This is a genomic window from Thalassobacillus devorans (assembly GCF_011761345.1).
Classification (GTDB): Bacteria; Bacillota; Bacilli; order Bacillales; family Halobacillaceae; genus Thalassobacillus; species Thalassobacillus devorans.
Map to the genome: position 1 here is coordinate 138,882 of NZ_JAASRY010000006.1, position 22,399 is coordinate 161,280.

The 22,399-nt window shown below is 43.9% G+C and carries 22 protein-coding genes; 5 read left to right on the forward strand and 17 right to left on the reverse strand.

Going from position 1 to position 22,399, the window contains the following annotated elements; genetic code table 11:
- Positions 1-109 precede the first annotated feature (109 nt).
- Complete coding sequence (locus tag FHS45_RS17565) at positions 110-1,486, forward strand: LVIVD repeat-containing protein (protein ID WP_062438637.1); 1,377 nt, start codon at positions 110-112, stop codon at positions 1,484-1,486.
- A 162-nt stretch (positions 1,487-1,648) separates the two neighbouring features.
- Here FHS45_RS17565 and FHS45_RS17570 read toward each other — a convergent pair whose 3' ends face one another.
- Positions 1,649-2,476, reverse strand: coding sequence for an ion transporter (locus tag FHS45_RS17570; RefSeq protein WP_062439113.1), 828 nt, complete (start codon positions 2,474-2,476; stop codon positions 1,649-1,651).
- Positions 2,477-2,649: 173 nt separating this feature from the next.
- Here FHS45_RS17570 and FHS45_RS17575 point away from each other — a divergent pair, with 173 nt between their 5' ends.
- Complete coding sequence (locus tag FHS45_RS17575; protein ID WP_062438635.1) at positions 2,650-4,029, forward strand: Glu/Leu/Phe/Val family dehydrogenase; 1,380 nt, start codon at positions 2,650-2,652, stop codon at positions 4,027-4,029.
- A 163-nt stretch (positions 4,030-4,192) separates the two neighbouring features.
- On the forward strand, positions 4,193-5,842 hold the full coding sequence (locus FHS45_RS17580) for an SLC13 family permease (RefSeq protein ID WP_062438632.1): 1,650 nt from the start codon (positions 4,193-4,195) through the stop codon (positions 5,840-5,842).
- A 159-nt stretch (positions 5,843-6,001) separates the two neighbouring features.
- Here the strand turns inward: FHS45_RS17580 and FHS45_RS17585 are convergent, their stop codons facing one another.
- The 15 genes from FHS45_RS17585 to FHS45_RS20500 form a co-directional block, all read right to left on the reverse strand.
- Positions 6,002-6,919, reverse strand: coding sequence for a type II secretion system F family protein (locus FHS45_RS17585; RefSeq protein WP_062438630.1), 918 nt, complete (start codon positions 6,917-6,919; stop codon positions 6,002-6,004).
- Between the two features lie 3 nt (positions 6,920-6,922).
- Positions 6,923-7,852, reverse strand: coding sequence for a type II secretion system F family protein (locus FHS45_RS17590; protein ID WP_062438627.1), 930 nt, complete (start codon positions 7,850-7,852; stop codon positions 6,923-6,925).
- Between the two features lie 3 nt (positions 7,853-7,855).
- On the reverse strand, positions 7,856-9,304 hold the full coding sequence (locus FHS45_RS17595; RefSeq protein ID WP_148349941.1) for a TadA family conjugal transfer-associated ATPase: 1,449 nt from the start codon (positions 9,302-9,304) through the stop codon (positions 7,856-7,858).
- Entirely contained in the window at positions 9,258-10,127 is an 870-nt protein-coding gene (locus FHS45_RS17600; protein ID WP_166761439.1) for a CpaE/TadZ family protein, read from the reverse strand. Before FHS45_RS17600 ends, FHS45_RS17595 begins: the two co-directional genes overlap by 47 nt.
- 24 nt (positions 10,128-10,151) lie before the next feature.
- Positions 10,152-11,063: a Flp pilus assembly protein CpaB gene (gene cpaB / locus FHS45_RS17605; RefSeq protein ID WP_062438622.1), complete on the reverse strand. Its 912-nt coding sequence runs from the start codon at positions 11,061-11,063 to the stop codon at positions 10,152-10,154.
- A 10-nt stretch (positions 11,064-11,073) separates the two neighbouring features.
- Positions 11,074-11,991: a pilus assembly protein TadG-related protein gene (locus tag FHS45_RS17610; protein ID WP_062438619.1), complete on the reverse strand. Its 918-nt coding sequence runs from the start codon at positions 11,989-11,991 to the stop codon at positions 11,074-11,076.
- 11 nt (positions 11,992-12,002) lie between these two features.
- Positions 12,003-12,380 carry a TadE/TadG family type IV pilus assembly protein gene (locus FHS45_RS17615; protein WP_062438617.1) on the reverse strand — a complete coding sequence of 126 codons (378 nt, stop codon included), beginning with the start codon at positions 12,378-12,380 and terminating at the stop codon, positions 12,003-12,005.
- Positions 12,374-12,883: an A24 family peptidase gene (locus tag FHS45_RS17620; RefSeq protein ID WP_082411871.1), complete on the reverse strand. Its 510-nt coding sequence runs from the start codon at positions 12,881-12,883 to the stop codon at positions 12,374-12,376. The genes FHS45_RS17615 and FHS45_RS17620 overlap by 7 nt, the downstream gene beginning before the upstream one ends.
- Positions 12,884-12,958: 75 nt before the next feature.
- Positions 12,959-13,141 (reverse strand): Flp family type IVb pilin, encoded by a 183-nt coding sequence (locus FHS45_RS17625; protein WP_062438611.1) that lies wholly within the window; start codon positions 13,139-13,141, stop codon positions 12,959-12,961.
- Between the two features lie 38 nt (positions 13,142-13,179).
- Positions 13,180-13,551: a DUF192 domain-containing protein gene (locus FHS45_RS17630; RefSeq protein ID WP_062438609.1), complete on the reverse strand. Its 372-nt coding sequence runs from the start codon at positions 13,549-13,551 to the stop codon at positions 13,180-13,182.
- 308 nt (positions 13,552-13,859) lie between these two features.
- A complete protein-coding gene (locus tag FHS45_RS20265; RefSeq protein WP_062438605.1) occupies positions 13,860-15,983 on the reverse strand; it encodes a helix-turn-helix domain-containing protein in 2,124 nt (707 codons plus the stop codon).
- A complete protein-coding gene (locus FHS45_RS17640; RefSeq protein ID WP_062438603.1) occupies positions 15,983-16,240 on the reverse strand; it encodes a hypothetical protein in 258 nt (85 codons plus the stop codon). Before FHS45_RS17640 ends, FHS45_RS20265 begins: the two co-directional genes overlap by 1 nt.
- An 11-nt stretch (positions 16,241-16,251) precedes the next feature.
- The gene (locus FHS45_RS17645) at positions 16,252-17,673 is read right to left on the reverse strand and encodes an ATPase domain-containing protein (protein WP_062438600.1); all 1,422 of its coding nucleotides are present in this window, start codon (positions 17,671-17,673) and stop codon (positions 16,252-16,254) included.
- A gap of 436 nt (positions 17,674-18,109) precedes the next feature.
- Positions 18,110-18,247, reverse strand: coding sequence for a hypothetical protein (locus FHS45_RS17650; RefSeq protein WP_157620101.1), 138 nt, complete (start codon positions 18,245-18,247; stop codon positions 18,110-18,112).
- The gene (locus tag FHS45_RS20500; protein ID WP_062438597.1) at positions 18,244-19,509 is read right to left on the reverse strand and encodes a tetratricopeptide repeat protein; all 1,266 of its coding nucleotides are present in this window, start codon (positions 19,507-19,509) and stop codon (positions 18,244-18,246) included. Before FHS45_RS20500 ends, FHS45_RS17650 begins: the two co-directional genes overlap by 4 nt.
- Before the next feature lie 267 nt (positions 19,510-19,776).
- Between FHS45_RS20500 and FHS45_RS17660 the strand changes: the two genes are divergently transcribed.
- Both FHS45_RS17660 and FHS45_RS17665 read left to right on the forward strand, forming a co-directional pair.
- Positions 19,777-20,988, forward strand: coding sequence for a S8 family peptidase (locus tag FHS45_RS17660; RefSeq protein WP_062438593.1), 1,212 nt, complete (start codon positions 19,777-19,779; stop codon positions 20,986-20,988).
- A gap of 126 nt (positions 20,989-21,114) precedes the next feature.
- On the forward strand, positions 21,115-21,327 hold the full coding sequence (locus FHS45_RS17665; RefSeq protein ID WP_062438591.1) for a hypothetical protein: 213 nt from the start codon (positions 21,115-21,117) through the stop codon (positions 21,325-21,327).
- Here the strand turns inward: FHS45_RS17665 and FHS45_RS17670 are convergent, their stop codons facing one another.
- Positions 21,328-22,230 carry a Gfo/Idh/MocA family protein gene (locus FHS45_RS17670; RefSeq protein ID WP_062438588.1) on the reverse strand — a complete coding sequence of 301 codons (903 nt, stop codon included), beginning with the start codon at positions 22,228-22,230 and terminating at the stop codon, positions 21,328-21,330.
- Positions 22,231-22,399 lie beyond the last annotated feature (169 nt).

The following is a 22,399-nucleotide window of genomic DNA, read 5'->3' on the forward strand; positions in this document are numbered from 1 at the left end:
AAATTCATAATTTATTGTTAATAACATCCAGCTAGGATATACTGAATTTGGAAAAACCCTCCAACCCGGGAATGGAGATCAATACATTATCATTCAGGAGGTTTCCATTTTGAAAAAGAAACAGTTATTGAATTTAACGCTAGCTGGTGCATTGACATTTTCCCTGATTCCTGCCACAGCATTCGCCCATGACGAGCTAGGTGGAGGTGGAGAAAAAGGTGAAAACCTGGAAGGTGCGGAACTATCGGTTCCACTCTTAGAAGGAACTAAAAATGTCGGCCACTGGAAAGAAGTTGCTGCCGTAGAACTTCAGGAAGTGAAGGATGGAGTGAAAAATTCTACAGGTGATGTGTATAGTCACAAGGGCTATGCTTACTTAGGCACTCACTCAGCCAATGGCGGGGAGGGCGGTGTCCGGGTCTTTGACATGAAAGACCCTGCCAATCCAAAAGAAGTAGCTTCCTTCGCCCACCATGAAGGCACCTGGCAGGAAAAAGTGATTGTAAAATCAGTAAACACTCCTGACTTTAAAGGTGACCTTGCAGCTGTCAGCGTGCAAAAAATGGAGACGGGATCAGATGCGACAGGCGGTTTCTTGCTGTATGATGTTACCGACCCCGAAAATCCAGAAAAACTTGGGTTCTGGGAGGATACATCTGGGGCAAGAGGCACTCACGAACTATATTTGACCGTACAAAATGGTAAACCCTACGTGTTGACAGCCAACTGTTATGCTGACTATTATTCCCATGGCGAGCAGATGGACGTTCATTTAGTCGACGTCAGTGACCCGGCGAAACCTGAATCCATCTACCAATTCGATCCAAGGGATCATATCGAAGAAGTTAGCGATGACAACTATGATGGCTACAACTGGACAGATGAAGACGGAATCAGCCGTGCCGCTTTTGCCCATAGTGTCATGACAGATAATAATGGTGAAACTGCCTACCTTTCTTATTGGGATTTAGGAACGATTATTCTTGATATCAAGGACCCTGAAAACCCGGTTTATCTGGGAAGAACTGACTTCGCTCCGACTGTTCAAGGGGCAGCGCATTCTTCCACACTTGCTAAAGGCGGAAATGTTCTGATTGAAACGAGAGAAGTATTCGGTCCTGTTCGTGAAGGCTTTGAATCAGCCTATGGATACACAATGATTTATGACATAAAGGATAAGGCAAACCCTACCCCGCTAAGTTCTTTTAAGACAGACTTTACTGAAACAATACCAGGCGGCGCTACTGTCCATGACCCTAAAGTTAGAGGCAACACCCTTTACCTATCCCACTATTCCGGGGGTGTACGGGCAGTGGATATCACCGATCCGGCAAATCCAGTTGAAACGGGAGCTTATATACCTAGTCGTTCTAACATCTGGGGTGTTTATGTAGATCGGAACTACGTCCTCGCTTCTGATATGGGCCAAGGTTTGAAAGTATTACAAAAGACACCTGATAATGACGCTCCGACTGAAAGTGAATAATTTAAGAACAAAAGCGCAAGCGCCTTGCTCACCCCCGACAAGCTTAAGACCTCGAGGGGGTAGGCGCTGGAGCTGGATGAAACCCACCGCATAAAGTTATCCACAAAAAGAAAATTTTATAATTTCCTAGACATTTAAAAAAGGCGGCCGTTTGGGCCGCCTTTATTTGTTGTGCTGATTTTCTTTTATCATCGCTTTCAGTTCGGCAATTTCTCTTAATAGCATCTCATGGTCCACTTCTTTTTTTCCTTCTTTTTCTTTCATCTTCGTTTCATACATTTCATTAACCTTCTGGACATTATTGACGATTTCCCCGACAAACAAATTAAGAACGATGAAGGTACCGATCAAGATGAAAGAAATAAAATAAATCCACGACCATGGATCCTCTTCAAATATTGGCCGGAACACACCACTCGCCCAGGATTCCAGTGTAACTACCTGAAACAATGTCACCATAGATAAATGAAGGGAACCGAAGTACTCAGGTGCCAGATCACGGTATAAAATAACTCCAATCACAGCAAACACATAAAACACAATCGCTAGTAACAGAAGGATGTTCGCCATAGCAGGAACGGTTCGTAACAATGCAGTGGTCAGACGCTGCAGTGACGGGCTGACGGAAACGGTACGCATTACTCGCAAAACACGAAGAATCCGTAAAGTAGAAATATAATGAGTACCACTGAAAATCAGCACCCCGCCGATAATAATGAAATCGAAGATATTCCAGCCATTTTTAAAGAAATGCAGCACAGGCCGGTGGGCAATAATTCTCAAAATGATTTCTATGGTGAAAAACCACAGAAAGAACCCTTCTATGAAAACAAACCAGTTTTGATATTCCCTGAAAATTCCCGGATAGGTTTCCAAACCTATGGTAATTGAATTGATAAAAATTAGGAATAGTACGGTATTAGTAAAGTAAGGATGGTGCACAAAATCGTATAGCTTTGTCCGGACACCTGCTCCTGAATTTTTCTTCATCACGTCTACTGAAACCTCCAATAAATAGGCTTGCTAGCTTTCTAGTTTATCACAGATTCCTTTCGCAGGTCATGGTTTGTTATCTCTGTGTAACTTTACGATTACTATTTTGTAATAAAGGGGAAGGTATAACTAATAGCACTCATTCTACTTGTAGGAGGGTATGTATTTTTATGAAAAAAAAGACAGAAGACATTATCGGGAGGTCATTGAACGCACTACTGGAAGACGAAACGTTTTTACCGGACTTACAGGGCAATCCCAGACGTCAGGCATTCAAATCCTTGGTGTCCATACTATCGACTCCAAACCATATCAATAAATCCTTTCTTCGAATTGCATTAGAAAATGGAACCGTCGTCCGCATCCCCGCTTTCCGGGTTCAACATAACAATACATTAGGACCTTACAAAGGAGGCATCCGCTTTCACGAATCTGTAAATGAAGATGAGGTCTCCAACCTCGCTAAGCTGATGACTTTAAAGAACGCGCTTCACGAAGTACCTTTCGGTGGGGGAAAAGGCGGAGTCATTATCAACCCCCGGGAATATTCCCCTAAAGAACTGAATTTGATTTGTAAAAAGTATGTGCAATATTTCAGTGATATTTTAGGGACGGAAAAAGATATACCAGCTCCCGATGTCGGGACAAGCGAACGGGAAATGGATTGGATGATGGCTGAATACAAAACCATCCACCCAGGCCAGACTTACCGCGGCAGCTTTACGGGTAAAAGTGTCATAAACGGTGGCTCTTTAGGCAGAAGGGAAGCTACTGGTAAAGGGGTGTATTTTACTTTCCGGTATATGATGCACAACTTTATCAAAAATAACGAAACCTGGATGGAAGACAGTGACAACCGGTTTGCCAGAACAGCCATGGAACATTATGGCCGTCCTCTGACAATAGCCATTCAGGGATTTGGAAATGTGGGCTCTGTCGCTGCTCTTCAAGCTTATCAATGTGATTACCTGCAAAATAAAGTTGTTGCCGTCAGCGACCACAACGTCATGTTGTATAATTCAGATGGGCTAGACATTCCGGCTTTGATTGAGTATACCATGGACCATGAAGGGGACCTCCCTGCCGATGAAGAAGCGTTGGCAGAACATGATATCAAAGCTACTGTCCACGATCGTGATGATTTACTCGAACAGGAGGTAGATGCTCTGTTTCTGGCAGCCTTAGAAGATCAGATTCACCCGGGTAATATGGAAAATATAAAAGCCCGTCTGATTGTGGAAGGCGCCAATGCCCCGGTTACAGAAGATGCAGATGAGTATTTAAGTGAAGGTGGAGTGCTCATCGTTCCTGATATACTCGCTAATGCTGGTGGTGTCATCGTTTCTTACTTTGAATGGATGCAAGGAAGGGAAACACAATTCTATACAGAAGATCAGATTTTTGAGTTGTTATACGATAAGATGCAGCATACGTTAGACACGATCTTTCCGCAATTTTTCAAAGATCCATTCCCATTGCGGCAAAACTGCTATATCCATGCTGTAACCAAACTATCGACTATCCTATATAGACAAGGTAAGCTGTTTTAAAATCTCAGGAAAGACCATCGACCTATCCAAGATGGTCTTTTTTCCCTTAATTAAGGACTTGTCTCTGGGTAAATTGTCGAAATTTTATGTTTGATTAAATAATCAGTTATTGATTTATGTTATGGTGGTAAATACCAGTGACACTAACAAGGAGGTAGGAAAAATGAACATTATTAGTAGTGCATCTGCTGTTTGGAAGCGGATGTGGAATATGCACCATGAAGCAAAAGACCTGCTGCGGTTTTCTGTAAGCGGAAACACCGAGTGGGACACAGAATCTGCTGAAAGCACCCGACATAAGCAGGAAGGTGATGAACCCCCTTCCGGATTCGATACCAGACAAAAAATCGGTCTATGGCTGGGCCCGCTCTTATTTTTATTAACTTTACTATTCGTGAAACCAGAATCACTCTCTGCAGAAGGTGTAGCTATTCTGGCATCGACACTTTGGATAGCCACCTGGTGGATCACAGAAGCGATTCCTATTCCTGCCACATCCCTGCTCCCGATTGTCTTGTTTCCATTGACTGGCGGACTCGACATGGATGCAACAGCTTCTTCCTATGGATCAGATACAATCTTCCTGTTCATGGGTGGTTTCATCATCGCATTAGCAATGCAGCGCTGGAATTTACATAAACGAATAGCGCTGTGGATCATCTCTTTAATCGGAACCAGTACAGAACGAATCATTCTAGGGTTTATGGTCGCAACTGGCGGATTATCCATGTGGATTTCAAATACAGCCACAGCTATGATGATGGTTCCGATCGGCCTTGCAATCATTTATCAAGTATCCGATTTATTGAAGGATGACGACTCTATTGATACAAGCCCTGAAAATTTCAATTTCGGTAAAGCGCTGATGCTGGGTATCGCCTACTCCGCTTCCATAGGGGGACTGGGAACCTTAATTGGAACGCCGCCGAATACGATATTTGCCGGGGTAGTATCCGAATTATATGGGGTTGAAATTTCATTTGCCCGCTGGATGTTATTCGGGGTACCTATTTCCGCAATATTCTTAATTATCGCCTGGATCTACCTGGTGAAAGTCGCCTATAAAATGAAGATGGATCAACTTCCCGGCGGCCAAAAGGTCATCCGTGATGAACAGACAGCTTTAGGAAAGATGACACCAGAAGAAAAAGCAGTCATGGGTGTCTTCACATTTGCTGCTTTAGCCTGGATCACCAGATCATTTTTATTATCTGAATTCATCCCAGGCATCGATGACGCCATCATCGCCATTGCTGCTTCCTTAATTCTTTTTGTCATCCCATCCAAACGCTATCGAGGCGAAGCTTTGATAGATTGGGATACGGCCAAACAATTGCCTTGGGGTATCCTGTTATTATTTGGAGGGGGTCTTGCAATAGCTGCCGGGTTCAGTCAATCAGGTCTGGCAGAATGGTTTGGGGAGCAATTGACCGTGCTTGCTAACGTGAATTTCTTTATTATCCTGCTCGCTGTTATCGGTCTCGTCATTTTCCTGACAGAGATTACATCCAACACAGCTACCGGAACCATGATGTTCCCGATTATGGCTTCTCTCGCAGCAGCCATTAATGTCCATCCATACAGTTTGATGATTGGTGCTGGACTGGCTGCTTCATGTGCCTTTATGCTTCCAGTGGCCACTCCACCTAACGCTGTTGTCTTTGGGTCCGGATACTTAAGGATCCCAGACATGGCAAAAGCCGGTTTCTTTTTAAATATACTGGCTATATTCATTATTTCGATCTTCATCTATTTGCTGATGCCGTTAGTCTGGGGCATTGATATTACAAGTTTTCCAGAACAGTATAAATAATTTTCAAACAGAAGACCTTTCTACTGTGTCTCCTGTATTCACCCAAATTTATCCAAGCTTCTCAAAAATATTTATTACAAAGAGACCCTGGCAGTGTTGCCAGGGTCTCTTTGGCGGTGTCGTATTGTTATGTCCTTTCTGTCTATAACGATCCTACCTTTATTTAAATGCATCCAGAAACTGGAGAATGGCCGGTCCCAGCAGAATAATAAACAGCGTAGGAAAAATGAACAACACCAAGGGGAACATCATTTTGATCGGGGCTTTCATGGCAGCCTCTTCCGCTCTTTGCTTTCGCTGTTCCCGGATATCTTCGGTCTGGACTCTTAGGACAGAAACCATCCCTATGCCAAGCTTCTCTGCCTGGACAATATTATAAATCAATGACTTCAGTTCTTCTGCACCAAGCCGTTCGTTTATTCCGCTTAACGCTTCTTTTCTTGTCTTGCCTAACCGGATTTCTTCCAGACACACTTTGAATTCATCCGATAACACCCCATGCTTTCTGGCTACCACTTTACTTAGTGCAGCATCAAAGCCAAGTCCTCCCTCTAAACTGATAGTCAATAAATCAAGAGTGTCCGGCAGTTCTTTCACAGCTGTTTTACTGCGCTTCAATGCTCTCGCTTTTAAGAAATGGTTAAGTACAACGGAGGAAAATCCTGCACCAAGGACAGCGAACAAAATGATGAACACCAGGCTTGTACCAGCCATTATTCCCGCTCCTGCCCCCACCAGGAAGAATAGGCTGACTAGTACGAGCTGGAATATTTTAAATTCCACAGGAATAAAACCAAATGGCTGCCCTGCCTGTAACAGCTTAAGTTCTAATTTAGAGGCTTTTTCTCTCCCTAAACGTCTTTGATAATGCCGCTTCAGTTTTTTCCACTCGGGTTCTACTACCCGTTTATAAAAGGAGGGGTCTTCCACTTCTATCTCCCCGCCCATACCTGCAGGGGCTGTTATAAAATCATCGATTCGCCTTTTCACCAACCATTTCTTTTCTGCGCGTAATGCTGCCAGTGCATAGGTAAGCAGGAACGAAAATATGAAAAAGCTTATATATATAAACAGCATAATTTACACCTCGATGGTCGTGATTTTTCGAATCAACATAAAACCGATGATTCCCCCAATGCCGGCAGCGACGAGCATCCCCTGACCGATTGGATTAGTGAAAAGTGTACCGATGTAATCAGGATTCATCATATAAATGATAATACCAAGCACTACCGGGAGCAGGCTGATGATGATGCCCGAGAGCCTCCCCTGGGCAGTCAGTGTTTTAATCTGGTTTTCAATTTTTGTCCGTTCCCGGGTCGTTTCTACAATTTTATCAAGCAGGTAAGCAAGGTTCCCCCCGACCTGCCGCTGAATGAGGATGGCTTCGACTAATAAGGATAAATCATCGCTCGGCATCCGCTTTTTCCAGTCAACCAGAGCCTCCTCGATACTTGTCCCGTATTGCATCGCCTTCAATACATGCTGAACTTCTTCTTTTATCGGCGAATAAGACTCTTCTCCCACCATTTGCAGAGACTGAGGAAAGCTGAATCCGGCACGAAGCGAACCGATAATCGAGGTCAGCATTCCTGGCAGACCAGCATTGAATTCCTTCAGCCGCTTCGCCTGCTTCCTTTTGAGCCAAAGTCCTGGCAGGATCAGGCCGATAATTGCGCCGACCAATACCAGGAATATATCGTTAAAAATCAAATGAAAGATTCCACCGATAATAATGACGGCGAACCATTTGAATATAATGAATTCCTCCACTTTCATCGAAAGACCGGCTGCACTGATCTGCTGTTCGAGGCGGGCTTTATTCCTGGTTGTTTTCTTTTTCCTGAGCAGCAGGAGCTTCAGCTGCTGGTTGGCTTTTTTCAGCGCATCCTTGAATGTCAGGGGGCTATTGTCTGCATGAGCATCCGTGTCTGATTGGTTCCGCAACGTAATTGCCAGCATGATGAGAAAGATCGTAAAGAATAGGGAGATCAAAAAAATCCACTGCATCTATCATTCTCCTTTTTCCATAAAAATAGAGGCAGGGAGGTGGATGCCCTCATATTCCATGCGTTCATAAAATTTAGGACGGACTCCTGTCGGCACCAGCTTTCCAATGATCTTTCCATTATCATCGACGCCAAACTGCTTGAACGTAAAAATGTCCTGTAATACGATAATATCTCCTTCTAACCCCTGCACCTCTGTAATATTGGTGATTCTTCGTGAGCCATCCTTCAGGCGGGATTGCTGAATGATGACATCGAGAGCCCCGGCAATTTGTTCCCGGATTGCTTTAATAGGGAGTTCCATACCGGCCATCAATACCATCGTTTCCAGTCGGGCGACCATGTCACGGGGACTGTTCGAATGGCCCGTCGCCAGTGAGCCATCATGCCCGGTGTTCATCGCCTGCAGCATATCAAGCGCTTCCCCGCTTCGCACCTCACCGATGACAATTCTGTCCGGTCGCATCCGAAGCGAGTTCCGGACCAGGTCACGTATCGTAATAGAGCCTTTTCCTTCAATATTAGGCGGACGGGTTTCCAGCGATACGACATGCTCCTGTCCCAGCTGGAGCTCGGCAGCATCTTCAATTGTCACGATACGGTCTTTGTTGGAGATGAACGAAGATAATACATTTAGGGTTGTCGTTTTTCCGGAACCTGTTCCCCCACTGACAAATATATTCAGCTTCGCTTCGACACAGGCTTTGATGAAGGCTGCCATTTCTTCTGTCAACGTACCAAACTTGATTAAATCATGGATGGTAAAAGGATCTTTCGAGAATTTTCGAATCGTGATCGTCGGTCCGCCCAACGCCAGCGGTGGTATAATCGCATTCACCCGCGATCCGTCCTTAAGCCGTGCGTCTACCATCGGGCTGCTTTCATCCACTCTTCGTCCAAGCGGTGCGACGATTTTCTCCAGTACAGCCATAACATGGTCGTTATCCCGGAAAGTGATATCTGTCAGCTCTAATCTCCCGCCCCGCTCGGCATATACTTGTTGAGGACCGTTTACCATCACCTCTGTTACTTCCTCATCCAGTAGCAGTGGGTTGATTGGGCCGTACCCGGTCAAGTCATTGGTGATTTCAGCTTTTAGTTGGGAAAGGTCATTGACCGCATTCAAATCTTCATTTTCATTAAAAATTTCTTCAATGATGCCATCCAAATCAGCGATAATTTCTTCTACATCTTCATCCTGACGTTCCTTCAAAATGTGCTTAAAGATTAAGTCTTTCAGCTCTTTATGTTCATCTGTCACTTTTTCCGCTTTCACTTGTTTTCTTTCTTTCTTCTGCTTCTTCGGCTTGATGGGATCAAGGGCAGGCGCAGCTTCTTTTGTTGTCAGAGGCGGATGACCTTTTTCTTCAGGTACTTCTGCTATCACCGCTGTACGTTCCGTCGTTTCAGCTTCCCCTTGATGTTTTGATTGCAGTTTTGCTAATAAACTCATCATCTTTCCCCCTCAAACCTTTAAACTTTTTAATAAGTCGTCTGGACAGTGTTATGTGTTCAGTCGTTTCCGATAATGCAGGTGGAAACAAGTGCTCATTGATTTTAGCTAATTCTTTAGAAAACGGAAGCTTGGGGTGGCTGATCACCACTGGTATGCCTCGATCAAAAGCAAGCGGAACATGCTTATCTTCATCCGGTAAATAAAAAGCTTCTTCCACTTGTAACAGCTCCGTTATGTCATGGACATCCATTAACGTCGGACCGGTTGATTTATTGACAATTACGCTCGCCTTATCTTTCCATCCGAGAGCATCCAGCGTTTCGATCATTAATTTTGTATTTTTCAATGCAGCCATACCTGGGGTCGTCACAACCAGAATGCGGTCCACTTGTTCTAAAAGCTGGATATTATGTTCTGTCAGACCAGCCTGAACATCCACCAGTAACAATTGCGCACGTGAAGCTGTCTCTTTCAGTATTCTGACCAGGCTGTCAGGTGTAATTAAATCTGCATACTCTGGACGTGTTGGCGCAGCCAGTAACTGAACCCCACTCTCATGCTTCAGGCAATAATTTTGGCTATTGGCCAAATCATGCTTCTCTACGATGTGCTGGATGGTATTTTCCCCTTTCATATCCAGGGCCATCGCCGCATCTCCAAATTGCAGGTCGCCATCGAGAATAGTGACCTTCTTTTTGTTTTTGGCAGCCAGGGCTGCCAGATTGACTGCGATGGTCGTTCTTCCCATGCCGCCGGTAGCACTGCAAACGGCAACTACCTTATTTTCAAAACCGGAATCGATAGCTTGTTGATGCTCCATCGTACCTGTCAGCCCCTTCTCCATTTATTCATCCTTATACTTGATGATTCTTGAGCTGATCCAGCCTTCCTGCTGATCAGGTGTTTCCACGTTCAACCAAATCCGCCCGTCTTCATCAGTTGCTTCCTTTTCTAAATCACGTAACACGGTGCCTTGATCTACAACCGTGATGACACCTTGATCAAGCCCTGGGCCGGAACGAATGACTGATCTGGAAGGCAGTGGATCCAATTCCGCAGCTGTTTCTTTCTGCTCTTTTTCCTCTGCTGTTTCCTTTTCCTGTCCTGTCACCTTACTGTGAAGCGCTAAATGCAGCCTGCCTCGCTCGCTGGCATTGATCACTTTGACCGTATCTTCCTGATTCAGTTCCAGCGTAACGGCGTGATACTCTTCATCTGGTGCATCTGGTTTCTTTTCGACCATCCGCTTTCCGACCGCTAGCACCCTTACTTTTTCCTGAATAAGTTCAGAGGTAGTTGCTTCTTCTTTTCCAATGCTAACTACGATATCAACATAATCCTCCGGCTCGATCATATTGGAGACGGATTTCACGTAGTCAACCTCGATCGAAAAACCCCGGTTTCCTTCTGTAACCTTTCTGGCGATAACTTCATCCTCATCTTCACCGCTTTGCACTCGATGCTTCATCAACGGCTCCCCTGCTTTGATACCCGTAGTAGCAAGTTTACCGGTTATTTCAGCTGTATCTTTGATTGCCTCAGGGTGAACTTCGCTTTCTTCCAATTCCCTGGTTGTAAGCAGTTCTTCTGTGATTGTCTGATTCTTCTCAATGTCCTCACCAGCAACAACAATCTCTATCTTTGCTGCTTCCTTTTCTACTGAACTAGAACTGGCCTGGTTCATGAATAAATAAAAGACGCCTGTTGTAATAAGACCTGATAATAGCGCCAGAGTTAATATTCTTTTCGGTTTCATTCGTGTTCACCTACTCCATTAATCGTATCGCGTATGCACCGCGATCAGGCGTACCTTCCCCGCCTGCCGTGCCATCTCCTGCGCGCCGGATGAAGACCCCTTGGATGGAATCATCATTTTGCCCCATCCGCTCCGTTACATAAAAATAAGCAAACCCGGTTATCCGAACACTCTTTAGCTGATTTGTCGCCTGTTCTTCGGGCTTGTAAACGATGACTTTCATGATTCTTTCACAATCGCGCACTTGCATATTTCCTTCTGGATTCGGACATTCATTGATCCGAAAATCAATTCCTCTTCTTGTAGCTCCCGCGATATTACCTGTCTGGGTGTTGATCACAGTCCCGACTTTCAAATTTTCATCAAACCCGTGCGTCAAACTTTCTTCATAAGACTTTGCGCCCGGACCTTCCAGGGCAAGTACACCAAAATTACCGGCTTCTGAATCGCCGGCATCTACTTTCAATTGATACGTGTTTCCATAAATAAGCTCAACGGATTCATTAATTCCAAGCGGGACAGCCCCCTTCGTTTCTCCCATTGGGTTTATGCCTGCTTTTGCTTCTGCAGCTACAGGTAAGTGCTCCACCCCGAACAATGACGAAAAAAATAATGGTACATCCCGTTTGAGTTTGACATGGACCTGTTTTTCAGGGCTAAAAGGCTCCAACAAACTTTCCCTCTCATCATGGGCTGCCAGTACTTCGTCAACGACCGCACGCACTGCTGCATTATCATTTAAAAGTTCCTGGGCACCGGACAATGCTGCTGCATTCGCTGTCTTTTGAAGGTGGCTTTTATTCATGAATAAATGGCCGCCATCGATGACCAGCCCTGTTAGTGCAATCATCCCTCCCATTGCCAGAGCAACAAGAACGATCGCATTACCATTTTCTTTTTTTATCATGCGGTTCCAAAATCTTTTCATAGTCTTTTCCCTCATTCGACTCGTATCGTTGAACTGGTGGTAACTGTATAAGGAATCGAGGCATTGCCAAGCGGCTGTAAAAGGGTTTCCGGATAGGTTAACGTCACCTTTACATAGTCCCCGGAACTGCGCTCGGCTGCTGTCGGCGTTACTAAGACATTCAGCTTGGCAGGATCTCCTGCATGGAATCGCTCGACTGCATACGATTCAATCGCTTCATCTCCCTGTCCCAGTCCGCCCAGACGGACAGCTTCCTGAGCGACAAGCTCCATTTGCAGGTGGGTATACAGCACCCGGCCAAAATCAAAGATTCCAACCACCAATAGGAGAAGGACCGGAAGGACAAGCGCAAATTCCACAAGTGACTGCCCGTCCTCTTTCCTTACCATGGCAGAAGGGTCCCTTCTATGGCCATCCCCACTACCGCTCCGAGAGCGATCGCTACGCCGTATGGATAGGTAGCCGTCAGGGATCCTCTAGAAATGCCGCCAGGAAGTTTGACGCCGCCTCTTAAACTGGCAAAATAGTAAAGAATCGATTTAAATATTCCCCTCCGGAAGACGATAATCAGCACTGCCATCAAAGCGCCGATTAAAGCGATATAAAGGAACGACTGAAACACAAAAGCTCCCCCTTTGATCGCTCCGATCAGTCCAAGCAGCTTTACATCCCCCGCGCCCATTCCCCCGAGGAAATATGGAATCAGTAGAATGCTGAAGCCAATCAAAAAACCAAGGAAAGAATGGCTGATCCCTGTCCATCCGCTGACTGCGAAATGGAAGATGAATGTAAACAGTAAGGCAGGGTAAATCACCTTGTTATAGATTTTTCTATTTTTAATATCTGTGATGACACAGATTAATAGAATGATAAGCAAGAAAACATCCAGCATAACGGCCATCCTTTCATTCGTTTTTTGATAGATTTACTAGAAAGGACCCTATAAGATAGGGTCCCCAAAGTTTAATTAAACATCTCCACCAACAGTAGGGATTTTATCCTTAAGACCATTAAATAAGTCATTAATACTACCACCCAAAAACCCTAAAGCACCAATTACCACGACAGCGATAAGACCCAAAATCAAACCGTATTCTGTCATCCCTTGACCTTCTTCTTCAATAAACAAACCTTTAAACATTTCTAACATGTGAACCTCTCCTTTTATATAAATGTATAATGACTAACCTACTCAACAGCACGCTTGCTCAACTTCTCTTCTACAAAAGTCACGGTTTGTCCAACTGCGACCTCGGTCTGGGCGATTTTCCTGGCTGGCAGCTCGATAACAGAGTGTCCACCAGAGAAACGCTTCCCCACTTTTCCCGGCTGAAGATTTTCTTCGATGCCTATGACCCTATTGCTCTGATCCAGGTACAGGACATCGATCGGAAACTTCATGAAGAAGGTATGGATCGATGGACAAGGGATAATATGAAGAGCGAAATCATCCGGGATGCTTTTTCTCCCCATCAGCCCTTTGAATCTCAGCCAAAACTTATCAGCTCTTGTTACATTTTCAGCGATTAACTGGTTCGTATCGAGATTGATTACTGCCATGCCATTTCACCTCCAGCTTGTATCCGGTGTTGAGCTTCGTAAGAACAACTTACAAGCTTTATTATGCAATGTTTCGACAGGAAAACATATCCCCCGCCATTCCTGTTATCAAGATTCCTGTCTAATAAGAATCCATTCCTATTCCTATCCTATCCCACCCCCTCCTTCCTATAGGAATTCCTGGTTCATTAGAAAAACCTGGCTTGTCGCCAAGTACTTATAGTGAAAACCTTAGTCTTTTCTTATACTTTAATCCTTTAATAAGTTAATTTTTTAAAGTGAAATAAAAACCTCCCGAAATGGGAGGTTCATCGATTACTGTGCTGATATTTCAGTTGGTAGACCTTCGATATGGCATGCGCCCGGTCAGGCACTTCGAGTTTCTGGAAAATCTTTGTCACATGGTTTTTCACCGTATGACCGCTGATATACAATTCTTCCGCAATTTCTTTATTATTCAAACCCTGGATGACTAATTCCAAAACCTCATGCTCACGCGGTGACAGGCTCATTTGCTCTTTCACCGTACTGTCTGCCACCATCAATTCCGGCGGGGAGCTAATCCCTTCCCGGAGTGTGAATTCCTGCTCTGATACTTGCCTTTCTTTTAAAAAGGTACGAAACTCTTCCACAATTCCCTCTTCGCTTTGCACCTCTGCCTCCCAGTTTTCCGGATGTCTTTCATAGGCAAGGCCCAACGCTACTACCTGACTGCCGATGCTGACTTCATCCCATGCGGGACTTTCTTTATTGTCCAGCAGCTCCAGCCCCTCTTTGACCATATCTGACACCTTATTGTCCCCTAATATATCCTTAAGAAAAGAAGGGGAATAATAAGAGAGCTGGCAGGCGGTAACAATATCTTTCACCATCGGAGCAGGCAGCCCTATTTTCTGAGCAAATTCTCCAGCCAGTGCTGCCGTTGTGTCCGCTTTGTCAAAAGCCTCCTTATTAAACTGCTCAATCGCACGAAACAAGGCCTCCGCCTGTCCTGCTGTACTTTCTGATTCCTGGTTCTGCTTTGCCAATTGCAATGATATTGCCCCAATGATCGCCAGAGTTTCCAAAAATGTCCTTTGCTCTTTTAATTGCTGCTCTGTGCCTTCTCCTATTCCCACGCACAGAACACCAAGCAGTTCCTGTTTGTGAAAAAGCGGACATTCGATTACCTCCGTTCCCCAACTGGTATCATACAATTGTGCTTCTGTGCCAGTATCTGACCTTTCTGTGTAATAGCGTTTGATAACGTCCCTTACATATACCTCCATACTGGCAGGTATATTTCCGCGGGAAACCAGCTGAACTTTATCGCTTTCCTCATCTTTCAAAATTACGCTGGTAAATGGGCCCTCTGCAAGATTCAAGCTTATATCGACAAGAATATAAAGAATCCTTTTCACCTCAGGGGTAGCAGCCATAAGCTTACAGATCTCAATCAGTGACGATAGTCTATTTAACTGGTGGTTATTTTCTTTCTGCAAATCATACGTATATAAACCTGCCTCCAGCATAGAAGCGATAAATTGCCCTGCGTCCATTGCCTGCCTTGATACTCCGGTTACAGACACACTGCCTCCAAATACTACAGCAGTAGTGCCATCATGACGTTGGACAGGATGACAGATAATGGTTTTAGGATAAAAGTTACGCCTGTGGAAGAAAAAAGATCTAGGGTTATTTTCAATGTCCTCCCAATAGTACGCCTCTTTAGTTATAGCGACTCTGCCAAGGAACCCCTCACCAGGTGCAAACAGAGATCCAGGCAGATTTTGAACTTCTTTTCCCGCTACATTAGTGATACTATATTGCTCTTCATCCTGCGTTTCTGCTATTCCGAGAAAATCATAATCTTTCCGCTCTGATAGAAAAAGTTCAAAAAGCCCTTGAATGTCGGGCTTTTCTAATCCTGTTCTTTTTTGTAACAAAGGTAATTGCCATCCAAAACCGCTGCTTCTGCTTTCTTCTTTAAGTAATGCCTGGACAAGGCCGGAGAGCCTTGTACTTCTGAGGATCCACCAGTCCTTATTATCTGGTTTGACTGCAGGAGCTTCTGAAAGCATTTCTTCCCAGTTGGTTTCCGTTCCGTAGCGGTTATTCAATTGTCCCAGTGTGAGCAAGTCGTTTCCTTCTTCTGCTAACACTCCAGCCCAAATCAGGTATTCCTGTCCATCCTCTCCGCTTATGGGAATAACCAAAAAATATATTCCAGGAAGAATATCATAAAATGCCGGCTTTGTTACATCCCACTTCCAAACTGCAGCTTCCTGGATATGACCCCAGAGGTCTCCTTTATCCAGGAGGTGGTTGCACAAAACATTATCACCCGTAATGGAAGATAAGCGCTCTCCATTTTCATCTGTCATCAAAATAGTTAGTCCAAACCGCTCCGCATAAACCTGCTGTAACTCTTCTAAAAGCTCGGATTGTTGCATTATGGGCTCTCCAATGTATCTGGAATATTCATTTCAGTAATAACCATAGGTTCGTTATAGCGGTATAAGGACTTAGGTTCTTTCCCTGTTTTGCGGATGATTCCTTGTTGAACTAATAGTTCCAGTACTGGTTGAAGGTCTTCTTTTCTTCTCCCTAATCTGTTTTCCAATCCAGCTAATGATTCAATCATGTATGGATTGGACTGGAAGAACATCGTACATTCCATCTGAAGCGGCAAAGCCTCTTTTTTCTCCATCGTTTTCCCCCCTATATCAAGCGGATAAACGGGTGCTCTTTCATACTCTCAAGTAGATAAGGTTCGGACAGCTGCCCATTAGATGCCTTGGTAACCTGCAGGTATTGATTCGACCCATCAACCCATGTCTTAAATACACCATTCGTGGTACGTTCCAGGAAAGAAGCCACCTGTTCTCCTACTTCTTTGAAATTGCATAATACCAGTACCGTCATCCCAAGCGACCTTGCAAAGGCAGCTTCTTTCGCAAACGAACTTAGTACATAATCAGTTCCCCGCTCCGTGATAATCGTATTCAAATCATAATAAACAAACCATTCTTTTTCTCCCTCGTGGAGTAAGGGATAACACTGATTCTTTAAAAATTGATTGTAGTCTTCATTAGATAATTGATCCACATAGAAAACGGAGTTCTCCCAGCCAGCAGGTACAGAACGACGATAATGCTCGATAAAGTGAATCTGCTGCTCTCTGACCATTTCTTCCAGCTCAATATGATGATGATAAAGAAGCCTATTTAAATCATCTAGCGTCTGAGTGCTTGAAAGTACCGCCAACAGGTTGTCCCCGGCTCTGAATCGTTCAGAAAGGATGGATCCGATTACGGGCATATAATTGGCACGGCTGTTGGTGTCAAGCATGTAGACTGCTCCCCGGTCCACTCCGCCATCAAGCAGGCGATCAAGCCCGTGAATACCTGTAGAAACTTTTTCTGCCTTTACCTTCTTATGCTCGGCAACGGTTTGAGCAGCAATCATTGGATATAGCCCACGCTCCGTTATCCTATAAGTATGTTCTCCCTCTATAATTCGCGTCCCCCGCATTTTGACCACTTCCAGCGTTCGCTTCCTGAATACATCTAAATGCTTACGGACACTCAGCCGTATTACACCATCGACAATAAAATAGGAATCAGGGACATGGCTTATGTCCAAGTTAGATCGTTCCTGAATCAACAAAGAAGCCAAACCGAACTTCCGCAAAATATTACGCAGCTGATACAATAACCGGCGCTCATCGAAACCATCTGCTTCCGCAAAGTAACGGAACAGGCTGATGCTGTCGATTACTATTCGCTTGCACCCTATTTCTTTGATCATTTGTTCCATAAGCCCTTCAGGCTCCATCATCTGATCCATAAATATATCGGGTGACACACCTACAACCCTTAGCTTGTCTGCTTCCTCCATCTTCCTTAGATCCCATCCAAATGACGATTTTACATCACTATAGATTTGATCAGGAAATTCTTCAAATGTGATCAATATCCCAGATTCATCCTCCTGCATGATTCCTTCATACAGAAACTGTACACCCAGCGTCGTTTTACCTGTTCCCGGTGCTCCATCAATAATGACAGTAGATTTTGCGGGTATTCCCCCGGATAAAATAGTATCCAGTCCATCAATACCTGTTGTAATCTGTTTTTGCATCGGTTCACCTACTCCATCTATCTTTGTATTTCTGCTCTCTGATTATATGGAAAGGTGTCTATTTCATCTTAACTGACCCCCATTAAGATACATATCCCCTACCATTCTTATTTGTTATAACTAGGAGCAGATTTGTTGGTTTATGTAAGAGGACATACTTGGCCTATCAGCCGTCCCCGTTGTTCCCTCTTCCTCGCTATTAAACTCATACCCTTCTCTTTTACTGTAAATCGGTACTTTCGTTTCAAATAAATCAAGACTTTTCTCTTATTTTAGTGTTGTTTCGACATCATCTGATCAAGAAATCCTGCTTGTCACCATCCCTTTAATATAGACTTAGCATTTCATCCAAAGTTAAAGTTAATTTTCTTTATGTACCTGAAAATACAAAAGGACTCCCCTGGATGTAGGAATGGAGTCCTTTTGCCGCTAAGTATCAATACTCTGGATGATCTTCATCGGAGAAGTTAGGAGTCTCAGGGGTATAGGCTGCGCTGTCAGTCATTGGGGTACCATAAACCGCTGCGGTGCTGACGATTAAGAGTAATAACACTTTCAATAGTCCTTTTTTCAACTGATTTCACCTCCTTGATTTAATATTAATTTGTAAAACCCATTCGCTTTTTTATAATGAAAATTTTCTTCATAATAGAGAGCGGCTTTTTGGCAATAGCGATTTATACTTTTTTTATCATTTACTTTCAAAAAGTAAGGCAGCGCGATGTCATTGATATATTGATAGTAATCATCGCCTTCCCCCGCTAACTCCAGTTTTTTCAGCTTGAATTGGATCGTCGTATCCGGCTCATGATCATCGTTTTCAAGCACTTCATCGACCCATGCCATGGCCTGTCCGGTTTCTCCGCGCTGTTGATGGGCATGGATGACGCGAAGTACGGTGCTATAGTACCCTTTGCTGTATTCCTTCTTAATTTCCAACGCTTTGTAATAGTAACGCAGCGCTGCCTCCAGTTCCCCTTTTTCAGCATAAAGAAAACCGAGATTATGATATGTCTTTCCGACCAGCTGGGTATCGTTGATGGATTGACTGATACGAAGGATATCTTTGAAAACTTTCTCCGCACTGTCATACCTATTGATTCTCAAAAAGTTGATTCCCAGGATAACCTGACAGTCTACCCCCCGGTGGATGTTCATCGTCTGATCAAAATATCGTTTGGCAATTTGACTGTAGTAGATAGCAAGTGAGGAATGGCTGATGTGGCTATAGGTAAGCGCCAGGTGGTAAAGCAGTTCCGAATCATGGATACCTTGTTCTTTCGCGAATTCTTCAGCCTCATGAAGATTCAGGAGTCCATCCTTGTAATGCTGCTTCAAGCAATCTATTAATCCTGAAAAGTAAAGATAATAGAAAGTCTGGTAACGATCCAGCTTATTTTCTTTAGCAGAAAGCTTTTGGAGGGACATTTCAGCCTGTAACGTGTCGTGTTTACGTATGAAATAACGAATAGCAATCAATTGGAACCAGATCGTCAAATCAGGATAATAGTGCAAAGGAAGAGATTTCAGTTTCTGATAATAACTTTCCATTTGGCTGTCATTTTTACTTGTTATACAGCTGTACCAATGTTCCATATCTTCCAAAACTTCCTGGACCCGTGATACCTGAGAGCGATAATCAACCGTCAGTTTTTCAAGGAGAAGGGAAACTGTCTCAGGATTGGGATCAGAAATCCGCTGATTCTCCAATTTGCTCAAATATGGGACGGAACATATGCCATGAGAAAGCTCGTTTTGGGTCAATCGTTGTTTCACACGCTCCAGATAAATAAGCTTTCCATAATCTACTTTTTGGTATTTATCTGTTAACTCCACGATACCCCTCCGATTATTCAATTGGTAGAAAAATGTCGATTTTTCCTTACTATCATTGTACCTAATCCATACAGATAAAAAATCAGAAGGTAGACTTATGTGTGTAGGTATATAGGACTATTAATAGATTAAAATCACTTTCGAAAATCGTCTTCATTTCCCCTTTTGAGGCCCATGATGCTGCCGTTTTTTCTCAACAAGAATCTGCAGGATTCTACTTCCTCCTGCGTGAAGTTGTATAGTAACCCAAACAAAGGAGGAAGTAGCATGAAATTAAAGAAAGTTGCTGGTTTGTCCCTGTCACTTGCGTTGTCACTTGCTGTATTACCTGCCGTAGGAGAAGCATCCCCACAGGTGGACCTTACGGAATCCAATGCCTCACCTATGAAACAGGTTGAAAAAGGCACAGCAGATTATGTGAAAGGTGAAGTGGTCATAAAATTTAAGGATAATGTGAAGCAGTCCACGAAAAAAGAAACGCTATCTCAGGCAAACGCCAAGGTGAAGCCGGATGTGGATGCGGTGGAATCGAAATTCGATGTTTTAGAAGTAGGGAATGTAGAAGCTGTAGTGAAAGCATTGAACAATAATCCTAACGTGGAATATGCAGAACCAAACTATAAATTCAACGTTTCCTGGACACCAAATGATACTTACTATAGCGGCTATCAGTATGGCCCGCAAAATACAAATACGGAACAAGCCTGGAACCTCACCCGTGGAAGCAGCAGCCAGGAAATTGCCATCATTGATTCCGGTGTCGATTATAACCATCCTGATTTAGACGGAAAAACTATTCGTGGCTATGATTTTGTTGATAACGATTATTACCCGATGGATGAAAATGACCACGGCACACATGTCGCCGGTACTGCTGCCGCTGAAACAAATAACTCCCAGGGTGTTGCCGGAATGGCACCAAACACCAGAATCCTGGCGGTACGTGCACTCGATGCCAATGGTGGCGGATCCCTCGCTAACATAGCTGATGCCATTACTTATTCTGCTGACCAGGGAGCAGAAGTTATCAACCTGTCCCTTGGCTGTAACTGTGATACCACTACATTAGAAAATGCGGTGAACTATGCCTGGAATAAAGGTTCCGTTATTATTGCTGCTGCTGGTAATGATGGCGTATCGACCACATTTGAGCCGGCTTCCTACGCTAATGTCATTGCGGTAGGTGCGGTCGATCAATATGACAATAAAGCTTCCTTCTCTAATTATGGCACGTGGGTAGATGTAACAGCTCCTGGTGTTGATATTGCCTCCACAGTTCCTGGCGGCGGTTACGCCTATATGTCCGGTACATCCATGGCATCTCCTCATGTAGCCGGTCTTGCTGGACTGTTAGCTTCTCAAGGTAAGAGCAACTGGCAAATCCGTCAGGACATCGAACAGTCCGCAGATGCCATCAGCGGAACCGGGTATTACTTTGAGCATGGTCGTATCGATTCTTACGGCGCTGTTTTAAGATAATCCGATAAATCACAAGCCTCCTTGCACACAAGGAGGCTTGTTTTTTAAAGGAAAATAGGGATTACTTTCCCGACTGGTGAATACATTAACGGTGGAACTATTTTACATATAAGGAGTGTAGCTGCCATGCTGATTACGATCATTCATGAGGAAGAAGTTTCAACTGTTTCCTTTGATTTTTTATCAGCCATCATGCCGATAGCCATTATTCTATTTTATCTACTAATCGCACTGGCTATCATTTTTACAGTTGTTTATCTTTTCAAACGGATCAATCGTATTATTAAAAATCAGGAACAACTAATTCATCTTCTGCAGGAAGATAAGCAAAAACCATGACTACTCCCCGATTGTCCGGACAATCTTTTCTGCTATCAAGTGAGGTTGTAAATCGCGGTCATAGTTTTCAGAAGCTGTTGCCCCCTTCTCAACGGCTTCTAAAAAAGCTGCCGTCACACTGTGGAACCCTCGCTTCAACAGGGTTGGCTCCCAGTCATCGCTTTCATGTAACCAAATGCCTTTATCCTTATGAGTTGTAATATCACTTACATTCTTGACAGTACGAGTCTCACAGGCATTCATTACCTCTACTCTTTCCTCGGTGGTCCCTGCTTCCCGGTTCATAATTCCGATGGCTACGCCTTCTTTCGCTAACAGCTGAATGACGACATGGTGAAGCTTTCCATCCTGCTTTTTTCCCTGTATGTTAATATCCTGAATTGCGTAAGGAAAAAGGTAAAGCAGCGTATCGATAACATGTATGAAATCATCAAAGACGAATGTACGGACATCGGTCGCCTGGTGGCCACGATTTTTCTGCATGACAATCATATTTGGGTCCGCCAACTCTTTCAGCTTTTGATATGGCCGCGCATACCTTCGATTAAAGCCTGTCATCAATATCAAACCTTTATTCTTCGCCTTTTCCACTAATCGCGAAGATACTTCTCCATGATAACTGATTGGCTTATCTATATATACATGAATGCCGTGATCAAGCAATTGGTCTACTATCATTTCATGGGAGTCCGTGGAAGAATGGACAAAAGCTGCCTCGATTCCACTAGAAAGCCATTCGTCCCTGTTGTGGTATGTATGACTGAGGTGATATTTAGCTGCGACTTCTGTCATTACTTTCTCATTTCTTGTACACACATGGAGTTCAATCCCCGGTACCTGGGTCAACACCGGCAGATACGCCTTTTTTGCAATATCCCCAATTCCTATCATTCCAATCTTCACGTTAACACCCCTAACTTTTGATAATTCCATTCTAACGCTGTTTCCCATAGTTATCCATAAGACGTCACCACTGATTGTCTAGTAAATGACGAAGCCGTCGAGTGAAATAATGTCTAGTAATATTCCCATTCTGTTTAAAAAGTCTAGTTAGTCTCCATAATTGTCTAGT

Coding starts and splice junctions, on each gene's coding strand:
- FHS45_RS17570 (WP_062439113.1), bottom strand. CDS start 2,476: ATGAAGAAAAATTCAGGAGCAGGTGTCCGGACAAAGCTATACGATTTT.
- FHS45_RS17575 (WP_062438635.1), top strand. CDS start 2,650: ATGAAAAAAAAGACAGAAGACATTATCGGGAGGTCATTGAACGCACTA.
- FHS45_RS17580 (WP_062438632.1), top strand. CDS start 4,193: ATGAACATTATTAGTAGTGCATCTGCTGTTTGGAAGCGGATGTGGAAT.
- FHS45_RS17585 (WP_062438630.1), bottom strand. CDS start 6,919: ATGCTGTTTATATATATAAGCTTTTTCATATTTTCGTTCCTGCTTACC.
- FHS45_RS17590 (WP_062438627.1), bottom strand. CDS start 7,852: ATGCAGTGGATTTTTTTGATCTCCCTATTCTTTACGATCTTTCTCATC.
- FHS45_RS17595 (WP_148349941.1), bottom strand. CDS start 9,304: ATGAGTTTATTAGCAAAACTGCAATCAAAACATCAAGGGGAAGCTGAA.
- FHS45_RS17600 (WP_166761439.1), bottom strand. CDS start 10,127: ATGGAGCATCAACAAGCTATCGATTCCGGTTTTGAAAATAAGGTAGTT.
- cpaB (WP_062438622.1), bottom strand. CDS start 11,063: ATGAAACCGAAAAGAATATTAACTCTGGCGCTATTATCAGGTCTTATT.
- FHS45_RS17610 (WP_062438619.1), bottom strand. CDS start 11,991: ATGAAAAGATTTTGGAACCGCATGATAAAAAAAGAAAATGGTAATGCG.
- FHS45_RS17615 (WP_062438617.1), bottom strand. CDS start 12,380: ATGGTAAGGAAAGAGGACGGGCAGTCACTTGTGGAATTTGCGCTTGTC.
- FHS45_RS17620 (WP_082411871.1), bottom strand. CDS start 12,883: ATGCTGGATGTTTTCTTGCTTATCATTCTATTAATCTGTGTCATCACA.
- FHS45_RS17625 (WP_062438611.1), bottom strand. CDS start 13,141: ATGTTAGAAATGTTTAAAGGTTTGTTTATTGAAGAAGAAGGTCAAGGG.
- FHS45_RS17630 (WP_062438609.1), bottom strand. CDS start 13,551: ATGGCAGTAATCAATCTCGATACGAACCAGTTAATCGCTGAAAATGTA.
- FHS45_RS20265 (WP_062438605.1), bottom strand. CDS start 15,983: ATGCAACAATCCGAGCTTTTAGAAGAGTTACAGCAGGTTTATGCGGAG.
- FHS45_RS17640 (WP_062438603.1), bottom strand. CDS start 16,240: ATGGAGAAAAAAGAGGCTTTGCCGCTTCAGATGGAATGTACGATGTTC.
- FHS45_RS17645 (WP_062438600.1), bottom strand. CDS start 17,673: ATGCAAAAACAGATTACAACAGGTATTGATGGACTGGATACTATTTTA.
- FHS45_RS17660 (WP_062438593.1), top strand. CDS start 19,777: ATGAAATTAAAGAAAGTTGCTGGTTTGTCCCTGTCACTTGCGTTGTCA.
- FHS45_RS17665 (WP_062438591.1), top strand. CDS start 21,115: ATGCTGATTACGATCATTCATGAGGAAGAAGTTTCAACTGTTTCCTTT.